The sequence below is a fragment of the Burkholderia oklahomensis C6786 genome (genome assembly GCF_000959365.1).
GTDB classification, from domain to species: Bacteria; Pseudomonadota; Gammaproteobacteria; order Burkholderiales; family Burkholderiaceae; genus Burkholderia; species Burkholderia oklahomensis.
Map to the genome: position 1 here is coordinate 2,948,937 of NZ_CP009556.1, position 16,177 is coordinate 2,965,113.

Annotated in this window: 17 protein-coding genes; 12 read left to right on the top strand and 5 right to left on the bottom strand. The window is 65.6% G+C overall.

What is annotated here, in order from left to right; genetic code table 11:
• Nucleotides 1-36: 36 nt before the first annotated feature.
• From BG90_RS30635 to acs, 3 genes are all read right to left on the bottom strand, one after another.
• A complete protein-coding gene (locus BG90_RS30635) occupies nucleotides 37-2,052 on the bottom strand; it encodes a sodium:solute symporter family protein (protein WP_025990139.1) in 2,016 nt (671 codons plus the stop codon).
• Nucleotides 2,046-2,366, bottom strand: a complete 321-nt coding sequence (locus BG90_RS30640) for a DUF4212 domain-containing protein (RefSeq protein ID WP_025990138.1) — start codon at nucleotides 2,364-2,366, stop codon at nucleotides 2,046-2,048. Before BG90_RS30640 ends, BG90_RS30635 begins: the two co-directional genes overlap by 7 nt.
• Nucleotides 2,367-2,515: 149 nt before the next feature.
• On the bottom strand, nucleotides 2,516-4,498 hold the full coding sequence (gene acs / locus BG90_RS30645; RefSeq protein ID WP_010117999.1) for an acetate--CoA ligase: 1,983 nt from the start codon (nucleotides 4,496-4,498) through the stop codon (nucleotides 2,516-2,518).
• Between the two features lie 290 nt (nucleotides 4,499-4,788).
• On the opposite strand from acs, the gene BG90_RS30650 reads away from it, so the two are divergent.
• The 9 genes from BG90_RS30650 (at nucleotide 4,789) to BG90_RS30690 (ending at nucleotide 12,131) form a co-directional block, all read left to right on the top strand.
• The gene (locus tag BG90_RS30650; RefSeq protein WP_010117998.1) at nucleotides 4,789-5,688 is read left to right on the top strand and encodes a DMT family transporter; all 900 of its coding nucleotides are present in this window, start codon (nucleotides 4,789-4,791) and stop codon (nucleotides 5,686-5,688) included.
• A gap of 169 nt (nucleotides 5,689-5,857) precedes the next feature.
• Nucleotides 5,858-6,466 (top strand): TIGR00645 family protein, encoded by a 609-nt coding sequence (locus tag BG90_RS30655; RefSeq protein WP_010107934.1) that lies wholly within the window; start codon nucleotides 5,858-5,860, stop codon nucleotides 6,464-6,466.
• Between the two features lie 39 nt (nucleotides 6,467-6,505).
• The gene (locus BG90_RS30660) at nucleotides 6,506-8,029 is read left to right on the top strand and encodes a fumarate hydratase (protein WP_010117997.1); all 1,524 of its coding nucleotides are present in this window, start codon (nucleotides 6,506-6,508) and stop codon (nucleotides 8,027-8,029) included.
• Nucleotides 8,030-8,183: 154 nt separating this feature from the next.
• A complete protein-coding gene (gene bfr, locus BG90_RS30665) occupies nucleotides 8,184-8,660 on the top strand; it encodes a bacterioferritin (RefSeq protein ID WP_010107930.1) in 477 nt (158 codons plus the stop codon).
• A 55-nt stretch (nucleotides 8,661-8,715) separates the two neighbouring features.
• The gene (gene murI / locus BG90_RS30670; protein WP_010117996.1) at nucleotides 8,716-9,588 is read left to right on the top strand and encodes a glutamate racemase; all 873 of its coding nucleotides are present in this window, start codon (nucleotides 8,716-8,718) and stop codon (nucleotides 9,586-9,588) included.
• Between the two features lie 133 nt (nucleotides 9,589-9,721).
• Entirely contained in the window at nucleotides 9,722-9,961 is a 240-nt protein-coding gene (locus BG90_RS30675; protein WP_010117995.1) for a (2Fe-2S)-binding protein, read from the top strand.
• Between the two features lie 212 nt (nucleotides 9,962-10,173).
• On the top strand, nucleotides 10,174-10,914 hold the full coding sequence (locus BG90_RS30680; protein ID WP_025990137.1) for an energy transducer TonB: 741 nt from the start codon (nucleotides 10,174-10,176) through the stop codon (nucleotides 10,912-10,914).
• Between the two features lie 37 nt (nucleotides 10,915-10,951).
• Complete coding sequence (locus BG90_RS30685) at nucleotides 10,952-11,683, top strand: MotA/TolQ/ExbB proton channel family protein (protein WP_010117993.1); 732 nt, start codon at nucleotides 10,952-10,954, stop codon at nucleotides 11,681-11,683.
• Between the two features lie 13 nt (nucleotides 11,684-11,696).
• Nucleotides 11,697-12,131 (top strand): ExbD/TolR family protein, encoded by a 435-nt coding sequence (locus tag BG90_RS30690; protein ID WP_025990136.1) that lies wholly within the window; start codon nucleotides 11,697-11,699, stop codon nucleotides 12,129-12,131.
• A gap of 365 nt (nucleotides 12,132-12,496) precedes the next feature.
• Here the strand turns inward: BG90_RS30690 and BG90_RS30695 are convergent, their stop codons facing one another.
• Nucleotides 12,497-13,468 (bottom strand): LysR family transcriptional regulator, encoded by a 972-nt coding sequence (locus tag BG90_RS30695; RefSeq protein ID WP_010117992.1) that lies wholly within the window; start codon nucleotides 13,466-13,468, stop codon nucleotides 12,497-12,499.
• A 122-nt stretch (nucleotides 13,469-13,590) separates the two neighbouring features.
• Here BG90_RS30695 and BG90_RS30700 point away from each other — a divergent pair, with 122 nt between their 5' ends.
• The 3 genes from BG90_RS30700 (at nucleotide 13,591) to hemP (ending at nucleotide 15,479) form a co-directional block, all read left to right on the top strand.
• Nucleotides 13,591-14,463 carry a pirin family protein gene (locus tag BG90_RS30700; protein WP_010117991.1) on the top strand — a complete coding sequence of 291 codons (873 nt, stop codon included), beginning with the start codon at nucleotides 13,591-13,593 and terminating at the stop codon, nucleotides 14,461-14,463.
• A 120-nt stretch (nucleotides 14,464-14,583) separates the two neighbouring features.
• The gene (locus tag BG90_RS30705; protein WP_010117990.1) at nucleotides 14,584-15,069 is read left to right on the top strand and encodes an SRPBCC family protein; all 486 of its coding nucleotides are present in this window, start codon (nucleotides 14,584-14,586) and stop codon (nucleotides 15,067-15,069) included.
• A gap of 227 nt (nucleotides 15,070-15,296) precedes the next feature.
• The gene (gene hemP, locus BG90_RS30710) at nucleotides 15,297-15,479 is read left to right on the top strand and encodes a hemin uptake protein HemP (protein WP_309545081.1); all 183 of its coding nucleotides are present in this window, start codon (nucleotides 15,297-15,299) and stop codon (nucleotides 15,477-15,479) included.
• A gap of 283 nt (nucleotides 15,480-15,762) precedes the next feature.
• Here hemP and BG90_RS30715 read toward each other — a convergent pair whose 3' ends face one another.
• The gene (locus tag BG90_RS30715) at nucleotides 15,763-16,173 is read right to left on the bottom strand and encodes a GlcG/HbpS family heme-binding protein (RefSeq protein ID WP_025990135.1); all 411 of its coding nucleotides are present in this window, start codon (nucleotides 16,171-16,173) and stop codon (nucleotides 15,763-15,765) included.
• Nucleotides 16,174-16,177 lie beyond the last annotated feature (4 nt).

Below are 16,177 nucleotides of genomic sequence, written 5' to 3' on the forward strand. Positions count from 1 at the left end.
GGGGCCGGGCCGCCACCCCCGGGAGAAACCCGACCATCAAGGATGCCGGATATAGTCGACAAGCGCGTTCGTATACGCATCCGGCCGCCGATCCAGCAGGCTCACGACGATCGCCATCGCGAACCCCGCCGGCACGCCGAACACACCGGAGCTGATCGGCTCGATGCCGAACCAGCTCGGCCCCGCGAAGCCCGTGATCTGCGTGAAGAACGGGTACGTCGACACGATGTAGTAGATGCACACGCCGAGCCCCGTCACCATCCCCGCAACCGCGCCGCGCGTCGTCGTGCGCTTCCAGAACACGCCGAGCACGAGCACCGGGAAGAAGCTCGAAGCCGCGAGCGAGAACGCCGCCCCGACGAGAAACAGGATCTTCCCGGTATTCAGCGACGCAACGTACGACGCGAACAGCGCAACGCCGAGCAGCAGCACCTTCGAGATCGTCACGCGCCGCTGGCTCGACGCGTCGGGCGCGACCATGTGGTAGTAGACGTCGTGCGACAGCGCGTTCGCGATCGTCAGCAGCAAGCCGTCCGCCGTCGACAGCGCCGCGGCGAGCGCGCCCGCCGCGATCAGCCCCGACACGACGTACGGCAGCCCCGCGATCTCCGGCGCCGCGAGCACGACGATGTCGGGCTGCATCTGGATCTCGGACCAGTGGACGATGCCGTCGCGAAGCTGATCGACGACGTTGATGAGCCCCGGCTCGAAGCGGTGCCATTGCGTGATCCACGCGGGCAGATCGGCGAACGGCCGCCCCACCAGATTCGTCAGGATCTCGTACTTGATGAGCACCGCGAGCACCGGCACCGTCAAGTAGAACAGCGCGATGAAAAACAGCGTCCAGCCGACCGAACGGCGCGCGGATGCGACCGACGTCGTCGTGTTGTAGCGCGTCAGGATATGCGGCAGGCTCGCCGTGCCGAGCGACAAGCACAGCAGCAGCGCGAGAAAGTTCCGTTCGCGCGGTCGGCGGTCGTCGTCGCTCGCAGCCGGAAACGGCTCGTGCATCGGCACCGGATCGGCCGCGCGCGCGATCAGATCGTCGCGCATCTGCTCCCACACGGCCCGCGCCGCCGCGGGATCGCGCGGAAACTCGGCGAGCTCCCGTTCGCGGCGGTTGATCTCCCGCAGCGGCCCGTTGTGCCGGCGCAGCGCGGCGACTTCGTTCGCGAGCCGCGCATGCGCGTCTTCGTACGAGGCCGGCAGCCGATCGAGCTGCGCCTGGATCTCGGCCGCCTGTCGGCGATACGCGTCGCGCACCTGCAGTTCCTGCGGCGCGTCGCGCATCTGCGTCTCGAGCGTTTCGACGCGCGACATCAGGTGGCCGTAGTTGAACTGCGGCACGGGCCCGAGGCCGTTCTTCATCGCGATCAGCGAAACCGGCAGCAGGAACGCGATGATCAGGATGATGTACTGCGCGACCTGGGTCCACGTGACCGCGCGCATCCCGCCGAGAAACGAGCAGACGAGGATCCCCGCGAGCCCGCAGAAGATGCCGATCGAGAAGTCGACGCCGATGAAGCGCGTCGCGATGAGGCCGATGCCCTGTATCTGCGCGACGAGATAGACGAACGAGCACAGGATCGCGGCGAGCGCCGCGAGCGCCCTGACGAGCGTGCTCGAGAAGCGCGTGCCGAGAAAGTCGGGAATCGTATAGCGCGCGAGCTTGCGCACGTACGGCGCGAGCAGGAACGCGACGAGGCAGAAGCCGCCTGTCCAGCCCATCAGGTACGCGAGCGCGTCGTAGCCGGTCGCGTACAGCGACCCTGCGAGGCCGATGAACGATGCGGCCGAAAGCCAGTCCGCGGCGGTCGCCATCCCGTTGAACGCGGACGGCACGCGCCGCCCGGCAACGTAGTATTCGACGAGATCCGACGTACGCGACAGCAATCCGATCACCGCATAGACCGCGATCGGCACGAACAGGAACACGTAGCCGATCCACACGCCCGGCCCGGTCGCGCGCTCGATCCACCAGAGCAGCAGCACGAATGCGGCGAAGCCGATCGTATAAAACGCGTACACCCGAACCAGTCGATTCGTCAGCATGCGTCGGCGTCCGTCGAAACGGCGTCGTTGCGTTGCGCTTCGTCCGCGTAAGCTTCGTAGTCGCGCCGCAGGATCCGGTCCGCGCGCTGCATCAGCACGATGTAGACGGCGATCAGCGCGAGGTAGACGAGGATCGCGCCTTGCGCGCCGACGTAGAACGGCAGGCTGAAGCCGGCGAAGCGCAGATGCGCGAGCGCCGGCGCGAAAAGCGGCACGACGAACGATACGGCGAAGCCGATCGTCATCAGCACCGCGATCAGCGCGACATTGAAGCGCCAGTAGCGCGCATGCGCGCGCGCAAGCGGCGCCGGCACGGGCGGCGGTTCGGCGGCATGCGACGACGTCGAGGAAGAAGTGGCGGCCATGCGCTTGTGTAGCAAAAAGCCCCTGCGCGGGCAATCGGGATTGCCGCGCAGGGGCTCGAACGACGCGTATTCGATCACGCGCCGCGCGTCGGACGCGCTCAGCGCACTTCGGCGAGCTGTTCGAGGATCGCAGGGTTCTCGAGCGTCGACGTATCCTGCGTGATCGCCTCGCCCTTCGCGAGCGAGCGCAGCAGGCGCCGCATGATCTTGCCCGAGCGCGTCTTCGGCAGGTTGTCGCCGAAGCGGATGTCCTTCGGCTTCGCGATCGGCCCGATTTCCTTGCCGACCCAGTCGCGCAGCACCTTCGCGAGCGCCGCCGCCTCTTCACCTTCCGGACGCGAGCGCTTCAGCACGACGAACGCGACGACCGCCTCGCCCGTCGTGTCGTCCGGCCGGCCGACGACCGCCGCTTCCGCGACGAGCGCGTGCGACACGAGCGCCGACTCGATCTCCATCGTGCCGAGCCGGTGCCCGGACACGTTCAGCACGTCGTCGATGCGGCCCATGATCGTGAAGTAGCCGGTTTCCTTGTCGCGCACGGTGCCGTCGCCCGCGAGATAGAGGCTGCCGCCGAGCTCTTCGGGGTAGTAGCTCTTCTTGAAGCGTTCCGGGTCGCCCCAGATCGTGCGCGCCATCGCCGGCCACGGACGCTTGACGACGAGAATGCCGCCCTGCCCGTTCGGCACGTCCTGTCCGGTCTCGTCGACGACCGCCGCCATGATGCCCGGCAGCGGCAGCGTGCACGAGCCCGGCACGGTCGGCGTCGCGCCCGGCAGCGGCGTGATCATGTGGCCGCCCGTCTCGGTCTGCCACCAGGTATCGACGACCGGGCAGCGCTCGCCGCCGACATTCTTGTGATACCAGATCCACGCTTCCGGATTGATCGGCTCGCCGACCGTGCCGATAATGCGCAGGCTCGACAGGTCGTAGCTCTTCGGATGCACGTGCTCGTCGGCTTCGGCCGCCTTGATCAGCGAGCGGATCGCGGTCGGCGCGGTGTAGAACACGGAGACCCGATGGTCGCCGATCATCTTCCAGAAGCGGCCCGCGTTCGGATAGGTCGGCACGCCTTCGAACACGACCTGCGTCGCGCCGACGGCGAGCGGCCCGTACGTGATGTACGAGTGGCCCGTGACCCAGCCGATGTCGGCCGTGCACCAGAACACGTCGGCCGGCTTCCAGTCGAACGTCCACTTCATCGTCTGCGCGGCCCACAGCAGATAGCCGCCCGTGCTGTGCTGGACGCCCTTCGGCTTGCCCGTCGAGCCGGACGTGTAGAGGATGAAGAGCGGATGCTCGGCGCTCACCCATTCGGGCTCGCACGTGTCGGATTCGTTCGCGACAGCCTCGTGCATCCAGACGTCGCGGCCCTCGTGCCAGTCGATCTTGCCGCCCGTGCGGCGATAGACGAACACGCTCTTCACCGCGTCGCAGCCGCCCATCGCGAGCGCTTCGTCGGCGATGTTCTTGAGCGGCAGCGTCTTGCCGCCGCGCATCTGCTCGTCGGCGGTGACGAGCGCGGTCGCGCCGACGTCGACGATGCGCTCGTGCAGCGACTTCGACGAAAAGCCGCCGAACACGACCGAGTGCGTCGCACCGATCCGCGCGCACGCCTGCATCGCGACGATCCCTTCGACCGACATCGGGATGTAGATGACGACGCGGTCGCCGCGGCCGACGCCGCGCCTCTTCAGCGCATTCGCGAAGCGGGCGACGCGCGCGAGCAGATCGGCGTAGGTGACGCGCGTGACGGTGCCGTCGTCGGCCTCGAAGATCACCGCGACGCGCTCGCCGAGGCCGGCGGCGACGTGACGGTCGAGGCAGTTGTACGACGCGTTCAGCTCGCCGTCCTCGAACCACTTGTAGAACGGCGCATTCGACTCGTCGAGCACCTTGCCGAACGGCTTGCGCCATTCGAGCGTCTCGCGCGCGAGCCGCGCCCAGAATCCTTCGTAATCGCGCTCGGCCTCTTCGACGAGCGTCCGATAAGCCGCCATGCCGGAAATCGCCGCCGCCCTTTCCACGGCGGCGGGCGGCGCAAACTGGCGGCGTTCGTGCAGAACCGATTCAATCGCAGACATCGACTACCCCTTGGTGAACTTGGAACCCACTACATGCCGGCGCGATCGGGCGCGCCGTGTCTAATTGGCGCGCGACGCGCCTGTCTCCCGCCCTGCGCGCCGCATGCGGCTCATGCGACGCGCGATGCTGCATCGCACCACGCGGAACGGCCGCGGCAAAGCGATGCAGGTCTTTTCACGATAAGCGCCGGAACTTACCCGTCACTTACGTGAAGAGCGTCTCGGCGCTGCTTTACGCTAGCTTTCACGCGACCCTACAATGCTAACTAACTCGTCGCCCGGATTCCAGCTTGAATCGCTACGCTCTCTTTCTCGTCGTGTCGATGTTGCTCGTCGGCAGCAACGTCGGCATCGGCAAATCGATCGTCGTCTTCGTTCCCGTCGCCATTCTCGCCACGCTGCGCTTCGTCATCGCGAACGCGGTGCTCTGGCCGCTCTTCAGCCCGGTCAAGATGCGCACCGTCAGGCGCGGCGAATGGCTGAACCTGTTCCTGCAGGCGTTCTTCGGCACGTTCATGTTCACGCTGCTGATGCTGAACGGCGTGCAGCGCACGAGCGCCGTCGCGGCGGGCGTCATCACGAGCACGATCCCGGCCGTCGTCGCGTTGTTCGCGTGGCTCTTCCTGCGCGAGAAACCGAACGGGCGTGCGCTCGTGTCGATTGCGCTCGCGATCGTCGGCGTCGTGACGATCAATCTCGCGAACGGCACGGCGAGCGAAGGCGGCGGGCACGCGAGCTCGCTCGCCGGCAATCTGCTGATGCTCGGCGCGGTCTGCTGCGAGTCGATCTACGTGATCCTGTCGCGGCGCCTCACGCAAACGCTCGCGCCGATCGACATCTGCGCATACACCCATCTGTTCGGCCTGCTGCTGATGCTGCCGCTCGGCGCGGGCGCGCTCTGGCATTTCGATTACGCGAGCGTGCCGGCGAGCATCTGGGCGCTCGTCGTCTGGTACGGCCTGTCCGCGAGCATCTTCTCGTTCTGGCTGTGGATGAAGGGCATCCGCCACGTGCCGGGCAGCCTCGCGGGCGTGTTCAGCGCGGTGCTGCCGATCTCGGCCGCGCTGTATGGGATCCTGTTTCTCGGCGAGCGGCCGACGCTCGCGCACGGCTTCGCGCTCGCGTGCGTCGTGACGGGGATCGTGCTCGCGAGCCTGCGCGTGCGGCGCTCGCCGCCCGTCTCGCCCTGAGAAATCGCCGCGCCGGCGACGAGCCGGCGCATCCTCCCCCGTCCCTTCGCAACACGCGCGCCGCCGCGCCGCGATGCTGCGCCGCTGCAAGCGGCCCCGCCGACGCGTTACAATGACGCGCTTTTTTTCAAAAACGCTCCATATCCCCGCGTCCCCGCTTCGCCCGACCATGTCCGCTGCCCCGACCGATCCGCGCGCCGCCCGCCCGGCCCGCCGCAAGATGCGCCCGCTGCCCGCCGTCATCTTCATGAGCCGCTGGCTGCAAGTCCCCCTTTATCTGGGTCTGATCGTCGCTCAGGCGATCTACGTGTTCCTGTTCCTGAAGGAAGTCTGGCACCTGCTGTCGCACGCGACCGGCCTCGACGAGACGAACATCATGCTCGCCGTGCTCGGCCTGATCGACGTGGTGATGATCTCGAACCTGCTCATCATGGTGATCGTCGGCGGATATGAAACCTTCGTGTCGCGCCTGGGCGTCGAAGGCCACCCCGACGAACCGGAATGGCTCGACCATGTGAACGCGGGCGTGCTGAAGGTGAAGCTGTCGATGGCGCTCATCAGCATCTCGTCGATCCATCTGCTGAAGACCTTCATCAATCCGGACCAGCACACGGTGCACGCGATCATGTGGCAAGTGCTGATCCACGTCGCGTTCCTCGTGTCTGCGCTCGTGATGGCGTGGGTCGACCGCCTGACGACGCACACGCACCCCGAGCATTATCACGAAGCGCCGACGCCGCAGTCGGCGCCGCGCGAGCCGGCGCAACAGTCGGCCTGAGTCGATTCCCATACCCACCGTCCCCACAGAGTCTCAGCCATGACCGTCATCAAACAGGAAGACCTGATCCAGAGCATCGCGGATTCGCTGCAGTACATCAGCTACTACCACCCGCTCGACTACATCCAGGCGCTCGGCCGTGCCTACGAGCTCGAAGAGAGCCCGGCCGCGAAGGACGCGATCGCGCAGATCCTGACGAACAGCCGCATGTGCGCGGAAGGCCGCCGCCCGATCTGCCAGGACACGGGCATCGTCACGATCTTCGTGAAGGTCGGCATGGACGTGCGCTGGGACGGCGCGACGATGAGCGTCACCGACATGATCAACGAGGGCGTGCGCCGCGGCTACACGCATCCGGACAACGTGCTGCGCGCATCGATCGTGAATCCGCCCGAAGGCGCGCGCAAGAACACGAAGGACAACACGCCGGCCGTGATCCACTACGAGATCGTGCCGGGCGACAAGGTCGACGTGCAGGTCGCGGCGAAGGGCGGCGGCTCGGAGAACAAGTCGAAGTTCGTGATGCTGAACCCGTCGGATTCGATCGTCGACTGGGTGCTGAAGACCGTCCCGACGATGGGCGCGGGCTGGTGCCCGCCGGGTATGCTCGGCATCGGCATCGGCGGCACCGCCGAGAAGGCGATGCTGATGGCGAAGGAATCGCTGATGGAGTCGATCGACATCCAGGAGATCATCGCGCGCGGCCCGAAGGACTGGGTCGAGGCGCTGCGCGTCGAGCTGCACGAGAAGGTCAACGCGCTCGGCATCGGCGCGCAGGGCCTGGGCGGCCTCGCCACCGTGCTCGACGTGAAGATCATGGCCGCGCCGACGCACGCGGCGAGCAAGCCCGTCGCGATGATCCCGAACTGCGCGGCGACGCGCCACGCGCACTTCGTGCTCGACGGCTCCGGCCCTGCGAAGCTCGAGGCGCCGTCGCTCGACGCATGGCCGAAGGTCCAATGGGAACCGGACACCGAAGCGAGCAAGCGCGTCGACCTGAACACGCTGACGCCGGAAGAAGTCGCATCGTGGAAGCCGGGCCAGACGCTGCTGCTGTCGGGCAAGATGCTGACGGGCCGCGACGCCGCGCACAAGCGCATCGCCGACATGCTCGCGAAGGGCGAGAAGCTGCCCGTCGACTTCACGAACCGCGTGATCTACTACGTCGGCCCGGTCGATCCGGTGCGCGACGAAGTGGTCGGCCCGGCAGGCCCGACGACGGCGACGCGGATGGACAAGTTCACCGAAATGATGCTCGCGCAGACGGGTCTCATCTCGATGGTCGGCAAGGCGGAGCGCGGCCCGGTCGCGATCGACGCGATCAAGAAGCACAACGCCGCGTACCTGATGGCCGTCGGCGGCGCCGCGTACCTCGTGTCGAAGGCGATCCGCCACGCGAAGGTGCTCGCGTTCGAAGATCTCGGCATGGAAGCGATCTACGAGTTCGACGTGGAGGACATGCCGGTGACCGTCGCGGTCGATTCGCAAGGCACGTCGGTCCATCAAACGGGGCCGAAGGAGTGGCAGGCGAAAATCGGCAAGATTCCCGTCGCGAGCGCGTAAATACGAATGATTTTCGGGCCGGATTTCAATCCGGCCTTTTTGATGCGGCGGATCCGTTCCACCTTTCGGAAATCGAACGGATTCGCCCTTGGCTTTTCAGGAACGAGCGTTTATCGTTCAGAAATTCAAGCCCCACACGTCATAAGGAACGAACATGCAAGGCGATAAGAAAGTCATCGAATATCTGAACGCCCAGTTGAAGAACGAACTGACTGCGATCAATCAGTATTTCCTGCATGCGCGGATGTACAAGCACTGGGGCCTCGAAAAACTCGGCAAGCACGAATACGACGAATCGATCGGCGAAATGAAGCACGCGGACTGGCTGATCGAACGCGTCTTCATGCTCGACGGCCTGCCGAACCTGCAGGATCTGCACAAGCTGCTCATCGGCGAGGAAACCGAAGAAATCCTGAAGTGCGACCTGAAGCTCGAACAGGTGTCGCAGGCGACGTGCAAGGAAGCGATCGCGTATTGCGAATCGGTGCGTGATTACGTGTCGCGCGAAATCTTCGAGAAGATCCTCGACGATACGGAAGAGCATATCGACTGGCTCGAAACGCAAATCGACCTGATCGGCAAGGTCGGCCTGCAGAATTACCAGCAGTCGATGATGGGCTCGTCGGAGTAATTCCAGTCATTCCGCTCTCGCTCGATCTTCATTCGATTCACGCTCGATCGCCCGCATGACGACGCCGCGCGCTTCCGATTCCCGCGTATCGCCCGCCCGTGCGCCGATCGGCATCTTCGATTCGGGGCTCGGCGGCCTGTCGGTGCTGCGCGCGGTGCGCGCACGGCTGCCCGACGAGGCGCTCGTCTACGTCGCCGACTCCCGCCATGCGCCGTATGGCCCGCGCGACGATGCGTTCATCGTCGAGCGCACGCTCGCGATCGGCGAATGGCTCGCCGCACAGGGCGCGAAGGCGCTCGTCGTCGCGTGCAACACCGCAACCGCGCAATCGATCGCGATCGTGCGCGAGCGTCTGCCGATTCCGCTCGTCGGCGTCGAGCCCGGCATCAAGCCGGCGGCGCTGCATTCGAAGACGCGCGTCGCGGGCGTGCTCGCGACGCAGGCGACGCTGCGCAGCGCGCGCTTCGAAGCGCTGATCGCACGCCATGCGGACGACTGCCGCTTCATCTGCCAGGCGGGGCACGGCCTCGTCGAGGCGGTCGAGCGCGGCGACACCGGCTCGCCCGAGCTGCGCGCGCTGCTCACGGGCTACCTGGAGCCGATGCTCGCGGCCGGCGCCGACACGCTCGTGCTCGGCTGCACGCACTACCCGTTCCTCGACGCCGCGATCCGCGACGTGGCGTCCGACCGCCTGCACCTGATCGACACGAGCGACGCGATCGCCCGCCAGCTTTCGCGGATCCTGGACGAACGCGGGCTGCGCGCGCCCGCCGCCGCGCAGCCGGCGCCGCTGCCGCGCCTGTGCTCGACGAGCGACGGCCGGCATCTGCAAACGCTCGCGTCGACGCTGCTCGGACTCGACGTCCCGGTCGAATCCGTCACCATTTCTTCGCCCCGCACGGCCGCCTCCCCCGCCCATCCGGCGTAGCCGCACACTCGGCCGCCGCCCGGAAACCCTGCCAAGCACCTGGTTTTGTTACAAAAAAGCCGGGACCGCGCTTGCCAACCCGTACAAATATAATGATAATAATTCGCATTAACGTTAGCTATCGCGCTCCATCATGATCGTCTGCGTGTGCAAGTCCGTTTCCGATCGGAAGATTCGCGCATCCCTCGCGGAAGGCGTGGACACTTTCGACGAACTCCAGTTCGAACTGGGGGTCGCCACCTGCTGCGGCAAGTGCGAGGAAACCGTGCGCGACCTCATGGCGGAACAGGGCGTTTGTGCGAGCCGCTGCGGTGTCGAGCACCCCGCGGCCGTGCCGGTCCCCGTCACGTTCTACGAACGCAAGGCGGCCTGACCGGCGTGCCAGGATCGCACGCGCCGCGCTCTCGTTTTACCAGCCCGTCAGCAAGCCTGCCCGCGCGAGCCAACGGCCTACCTGTAAAGGAGCCCGTAATGGAATTGCTGATCGGATTCGTGACTACCGTGTGCATCTCCTTGCTGATTTTCCGCAAGTGATGCAGCACTTCGCGGCGAACGACACGCGCGCCGCCGCGCTACGAAGCTAACATGCAGGTTTCGAATTCCTTGCCGGCCGTCTCTGCGCCGGCCTTCTCCCGTATGAATCCCCGCGTCGCCACCGCCGCCGTGACGGTTCTCGCCGGACACGCGATCCTGCTGACCGGCGCGCTGCTGATGCGCAACGACGTGCCGTCTCGCCCGCTCGAATCAAAGACGATCACCGCCCAGCTTTTGAGCGCGCCCGTCGCCCAGCCGGTCGGCGTCCAATCGGCGCCGGCGCCCGAGCCGCCGAAGCCCGTCCCGAAAGTCAGGCCGAAGCCGGCGCCCGCGCCCCGGCCGGTCGCGAAGCCAACCCCGACGCCGCCGCCGGTATCGCACGAGCCTTCGCCGAACGCGATCACCGCGCCGGAACCCACACCGCCCGCCCCCGCGGCCCCCGCCGAGACGAGCGCGAAGGCCGCGCCGCCCGCGGGCGCGCTGACGAGCCGCCCGACGCTGGAAATCGTCGCCCCGAAGGAAGGCGCGCACCTCACCTGCCAGATCGCGAAGGCCGCCTACCCGGCGCTGTCGAAGCGCCGCGGCGAAACGGGCGTCGTGAAGGTCCGCTTCGTCGTCGGCCTGACGGGCAGGATCGAGAGCGCGCAAGTCGTCCAGAGCAGCGGCTTCCCGCGCCTCGACGACGCGGCGCTCGACGCGATCCGCTCGTCGCCGTGCCAGCCGTATCTGCAGAACGGACAGCCGATGCGCGCCGCCTATACGCAGCCCTACGACTTCACTCTGACCGACTAATTTCAGCAACACCCGAAAGAAACAACAAGGAAAGGAAATGCAAAGCTACGGAATCGCGCACGTGTGGGCGCAAGGTGACTTCGTTACGCGCGCCATCGCGATCGCGCTCCTCGTGATGTCGATCCTGTCGTGGATGGTGATCGTCATCAAAGGCTGGAACGTGATTCGCCTGAAACGTCTGTCGAAAGACGCCGAACAATCGTTCTGGCATTCGGACGATTTCGAAGAAGGCGTGAAGAAGCTCGGCAGCGCATCGTCGTCGACGCAGGACAACCCGTTCCTCGCGCTCGCGCTGTCCGGCCAGGAAGCCGCCGACCATCATCATCAGACGCAGCCGCACCTGCACGACCGGATGGACGTGTCCGACTGGGTCACGCGCTGCCTGAAGGACACGATGGACGAAGGCATCGCGCGGATGCAGGGCGGTCTCGCGATCCTCGCGTCGATCGGCAGCACCGCGCCGTTCGTCGGCCTGTTCGGCACCGTGTGGGGCATCTATCACGCGCTGCTCGTGATCGGCGCGACGGGCCAGACGTCGATCGACCAGGTCGCGGGCCCCGTCGGCGAATCGCTGATCATGACCGCGTTCGGCCTGTTCGTCGCGATTCCCGCAGTGCTCGGCTACAACGCGCTCACGCGCGCGAACAAGAGCATCGTGAGCCGCCTGCGCCGCTTCGCGCACGGCCTGCATGCCTACTTCGTGACGGGCGCGCGCCTCGCGTCGTCGTCTCAGCGCGACGGGCTGCGCCTCGCCGCGCGCACGAACTGAGCGGAGATTCGCGATGTCCATGAACACCAGCTTCGGCGACGACGACGATGACGGCCTGATGAACGAGATCAACATGACGCCGCTCGTCGACGTCATGCTCGTACTCCTGATCATTTTTCTCGTCACGATTCCTGCGATGCACCATGCGGTGAAGATCGATCTGCCGCGCGCGAGCAGCCAGCCGGTCGAAGTGAAGCCGCAGACGATCGATGTCGCGATCGAAAGCGATGGCGCAGTCCTGTGGGACGATCATCCGGTCAGTGCGGCCGATCTGCAGGCGCGCATCGCGCAGGCCGCGCAGACGACGCCACAACCGGAACTGCATCTGCGTGCGGATCGCAAGGTCGCATACGAGCGCGTTGCGGAAGTGATGTCGGCCGCGCAAGCGGGCGGCCTCACGAAGCTCGGCTTCGTCACCGAGCCGAAGTCGAACGCGAAAGCGAAGTAAATGCGCCGCGCGCCGCGTGCGGCAGGCGCACGCGGCGCTACAAAGTAAAAGGCCTTCATCGCCAGATGAAGGCCTTTTTTCATGCGCACACGGGCGCCTTCGGGCGGCGGGCACGACGGCCGAACTGCTGCACGTCGAGCAACGCGATGCGTCATGCCGTGGTCTGCACGGACTTGCGCGGTCTGCCCTATTTGGCTCGCAACATATGCGGCCACCTTGTTCCGCTTGGCACCTTCCCTCGCGAAATTGGGATTCCAATATAGGCCGAGCCGCGCATGCATTCAAGCGACAGGCGATTGAAACTACCGATTGCGTGACGCGCGTCAAATGACAAAACCGATGCACGTGCAATCGTCTCGATTTCGTCAGATCGATATCTTCGTCTCCGCGCCCTTCGCGCCGCGCTCCGGACAGATCTGCTCCTTGTAGTTTTCGTTGTCGAGCTTCTCGACGAGGTAATCGACGAACGCGCGCACGGCGGGCGGCATGCCCTGCCGCGACACGAACACTGCGTAGAGCTGCGGCGCGGGCAGCGTCCAACCCGGCATCACGGGCGACAGTTGCCCTGCGCGCAACGCGTTGCCGTACATCGATTCGGGCAGTGCGGCGATTCCGACCCCGTCGAGCACCGCTTCGCGGATCGTCATCAGGTCGGCCGTCACGAGACGCGGCTCGTGCTCGTGCGCGTGGCGCGTGCCGTCCGGCGCAATCAGGTTGAATACGTGGCGGCCGTCGCCCGACGGCGTATCGAGCGTGTCGAATCTCGATAGATCGGCGGGCACGATGGGAGGCGCGTTCTGCTGCAGCAGGCCCGGCGCGCCGACGAGCATCTGCTCGGTGCGCCACAGCGGCCGCACGACGATGTTCGCGTTCTGCGGCGGCTCGGACCGCACGCGCAACGCGACGTCGATCGAGTCTTCGAAGAGATCGATCACACGATTCGTCACGCGAATCTGTACGCGCACTTCCGGATAGCGATGCAGGAATTCCGGCAACAGGCGCGACAGCATCGTCTGCGACAGCGTGACGGGCACGCTCACACGCACCGTGCCGCGCGGCGCCGAACGCAGTTGCTGTACCGCATTCATCGCGGCCTGCGCTTCGGACAACATTGCTTGGCAATGCTGATAGAAAAGCTGTCCGGCCTCGGTCAGCGCGAGCTTGCGGGTCGAGCGCTGCAACAGGCGCACGCCGAGCGCCGCCTCGAGCTCGGTCAGCCGCCGCGACAGGCGCGACTTCGAGATCCCGAGCACACGTTCCGCGGCCGAGAAGCCGCCGTGCTCGACCACCTGAGAGAAGTACATCAAGTCGTTCAGGTTATGTGCATCGATAGTCATTTCATCGTTCCAATTCCACAACGATCCATTGCGAATCGAGCGGGTTTAATCGGCAATTCGCTCAATATAATAGCTTTACGTTGCAAAAATAACGTCACACCAGCCATTCCTAGAGCCCTCCCATGCCTATCGCCCGCTCGATCCAGCGTACCTATCCATCGCTTCGCACCACGGAAGGCGGCGGTTTCGTGGTCCACCGTCCGTTTCCGACCCGCCTGCTGACGGACTTCGATCCGTTTCTGCTGCTCGACGAGATGGGTCCCGTCGATTACGCGCCGGGCGACGCGAAAGGTGCGCCCGATCATCCGCATCGAGGCTTCGAAACGGTCACCTACGTGCTCGACGGCTGGTTCCGCCATCGTGATTCGGCGGGCCACGCGGGCGCGCTCGGTCCGGGCGATGTCCAGTGGATGACGGCAGGCGCGGGCGTCGTGCACAGCGAGATGCCCGACCCCGAATTCGCGCGCCGGGGCGGACGCACGCATGCGTTCCAGCTTTGGGTGAACCTGCCGCGCCGCGACAAGATGATCACGCCGCGCTACCAGGATATCCCGGCCGCGCGCATTCCGACCGCGACGTCGCCCGACGGCCGCGCGAAGGTCCGCGTGATCGCCGGCGAGGCGTTCGGCGCGTGCTCAACGATCGAGACGCGCACCCCGATGCTCTATCAGCACTTCACGCTCGCGCCGGGCGCGAGCGTCGAACAGCCGGTGCCGGCCGGATTTCGCGTGTTCGCTTATTCGATCGAAGGCAGCGGATTCTACGGCGCGGACAAGACGGCGGTCGACACGCGCCATATGGTCGTGTACGCGGAAGACGGCGACTCCGTCGCATTCGCCGCGGGCGATGCGCCGCTCAACCTGCTGCTGATCGGCGGCGCGCCGCTCAACGAGCCGATCGTGCGCTACGGTCCGTTCGTGATGAACACCGAGGACGAGATCCGCGAAGCAGTCGCCGATTATCAGACGGGCCGCATGGGCCGCATTCCCGCGTAAGCGTGAGCGGCGCGCATCGGCGGAACGGCGGCGGACGCAAGCTCGTCCACCGAGGCGGATTTGCGTCACAATATCTTCTCGCGCCCGGCGAGGGCCGCACTACAGAAGGAATCCGCCGCTTTGAACTTCGAACATCTGATCCAGATTAACGCCGCCGACAATCCGGCCCTGCCGGCGCTGACGCGTGCGCAACTGTGGGAAGGCCTCGTGCTGCGCGCCGAGCAGCCGCAGCTATTCGTGATCGGCCTCGACCGCTGCATCGTGCACGACCGCACGGAGACGACGCTCGAACGCGAGCTGCATTACGGCAACGCGACCGTCCGGGATCGCGTGACATTCACGCCGAACGAGCAGGTCCGCTACGACATCCATGCGGCCGACGGCGAGATCGGTGGTTCGCTGACGATGACGATCGAAGAGCGCGACGATCGGCAACTGTTCCTGCGCTTCGAGTATCAAACGACGCTGCCCGTCAGCAACGACAGTGAAGACGCGCGCCAGACGCACGAGATCGTGAAGGAAGCCTACCGCGCATCCGACATCGATACCGTTCGTCTGATCCGCGAATACGCGCAGGGCCGCAAGGACCCGGATCCGCTGCACTGACCGCACCTGGCGGCGGGGCATCCGTCGCCCTCTTTGCCCTTGCCTATCGACATTCAGGTTTCGATCGATAAAGATACGTTGTAAATGGGAATAGTTATCATTTAGAATTCATTCCATCGAATCGCAACTCACCGATCGCCTGAATGACCGAATCTATGCGCTCTACTACGCTCACGTTGCGCCGCACGGGCGGCGCTGCATCCAGCAGCCGCCCCAAGACGGCAGCGGTGACGACGCCGGCGGAATCGGTGAAGTCCACGGCAAAGCCCGCAGCCGCCGCAAACGCCGGGCAGCGCGTGGTGAGCAGCGATACGCTGTTGCAGGGCCAAAGCCATGTGAGCATCGCGCACAACGGCGAAACCTATCAGTTGCGGGCCACTCGTCTGGGCAAGCTGATCCTGACGAAATAACGAACCGAGTATTGTGGGGACCACCTCTACGAGAGGTGTTGGGCATTAGCCAGCCATAACGGCTTGCACGCGAGTCTAGACCCCTTCGTGCAAACATATTCAAGCAGCCGTTGTAGCAAGCCAAGCCGCTTTTTTGGGTTCTCACTGCGTGAAAGAGAAAGCGACGCGTCCGATGACGCGTCGCTTTTTTGCTTGCGCGGCGCATGAAGCGTGAAGCGCAAGAGCGATCTCGACTCGCTCGAGCCAACGACCGAACGGATATCGGCGAAATGCCGCTTTCGAATCAGCCGGCTTCGGTCAATGCGGCGATGCCCGCGCGGGCGACGGCCGCATCCTGCTCGGACTTCACGCCCGACACGCCGATCGCGCCGACCGTCTCGCCTTCGACGACGATCGGCACACCGCCCTCGACGAGGCCGACGAGCGGCGCGCTCAGGAACGACACGCGCCCCTGCAGCACCATTTCCTCGTAGACCTTGCTCTCGCGGCGACCGAGCGCCGCCGTGCGGCCCTTGCCGATCGCCATCTCGACGGTGCTCGGCGCGGCGCCGTCCATCCGGTGCAGATACAGCAGGTGTGCGCCGTCGTCGAAGATCGCGACCGTCACGGGCCAGTGACTGGCGGCCGCAAACGACTCGGCGGCGGCTGCCATCTTCTTCACGTCTTCGCTCGTCAAAACGGGTTTGGTTTTCATCTCG

Coding starts and splice junctions, on each gene's coding strand:
- BG90_RS30675 (WP_010117995.1), top strand. CDS start 9,722: ATGATCGTCTGCGTGTGCAAGTCCGTTTCCGATCGGAAGATTCGCGCA.
- BG90_RS30660 (WP_010117997.1), top strand. CDS start 6,506: ATGACCGTCATCAAACAGGAAGACCTGATCCAGAGCATCGCGGATTCG.
- BG90_RS30685 (WP_010117993.1), top strand. CDS start 10,952: ATGCAAAGCTACGGAATCGCGCACGTGTGGGCGCAAGGTGACTTCGTT.
- BG90_RS30680 (WP_025990137.1), top strand. CDS start 10,174: ATGCAGGTTTCGAATTCCTTGCCGGCCGTCTCTGCGCCGGCCTTCTCC.
- bfr (WP_010107930.1), top strand. CDS start 8,184: ATGCAAGGCGATAAGAAAGTCATCGAATATCTGAACGCCCAGTTGAAG.
- acs (WP_010117999.1), bottom strand. CDS start 4,498: ATGTCTGCGATTGAATCGGTTCTGCACGAACGCCGCCAGTTTGCGCCG.
- BG90_RS30635 (WP_025990139.1), bottom strand. CDS start 2,052: ATGCTGACGAATCGACTGGTTCGGGTGTACGCGTTTTATACGATCGGC.
- BG90_RS30655 (WP_010107934.1), top strand. CDS start 5,858: ATGTCCGCTGCCCCGACCGATCCGCGCGCCGCCCGCCCGGCCCGCCGC.
- BG90_RS30695 (WP_010117992.1), bottom strand. CDS start 13,468: ATGACTATCGATGCACATAACCTGAACGACTTGATGTACTTCTCTCAG.
- BG90_RS30690 (WP_025990136.1), top strand. CDS start 11,697: ATGTCCATGAACACCAGCTTCGGCGACGACGACGATGACGGCCTGATG.
- murI (WP_010117996.1), top strand. CDS start 8,716: ATGACGACGCCGCGCGCTTCCGATTCCCGCGTATCGCCCGCCCGTGCG.
- BG90_RS30715 (WP_025990135.1), bottom strand. CDS start 16,173: ATGAAAACCAAACCCGTTTTGACGAGCGAAGACGTGAAGAAGATGGCA.
- BG90_RS30700 (WP_010117991.1), top strand. CDS start 13,591: ATGCCTATCGCCCGCTCGATCCAGCGTACCTATCCATCGCTTCGCACC.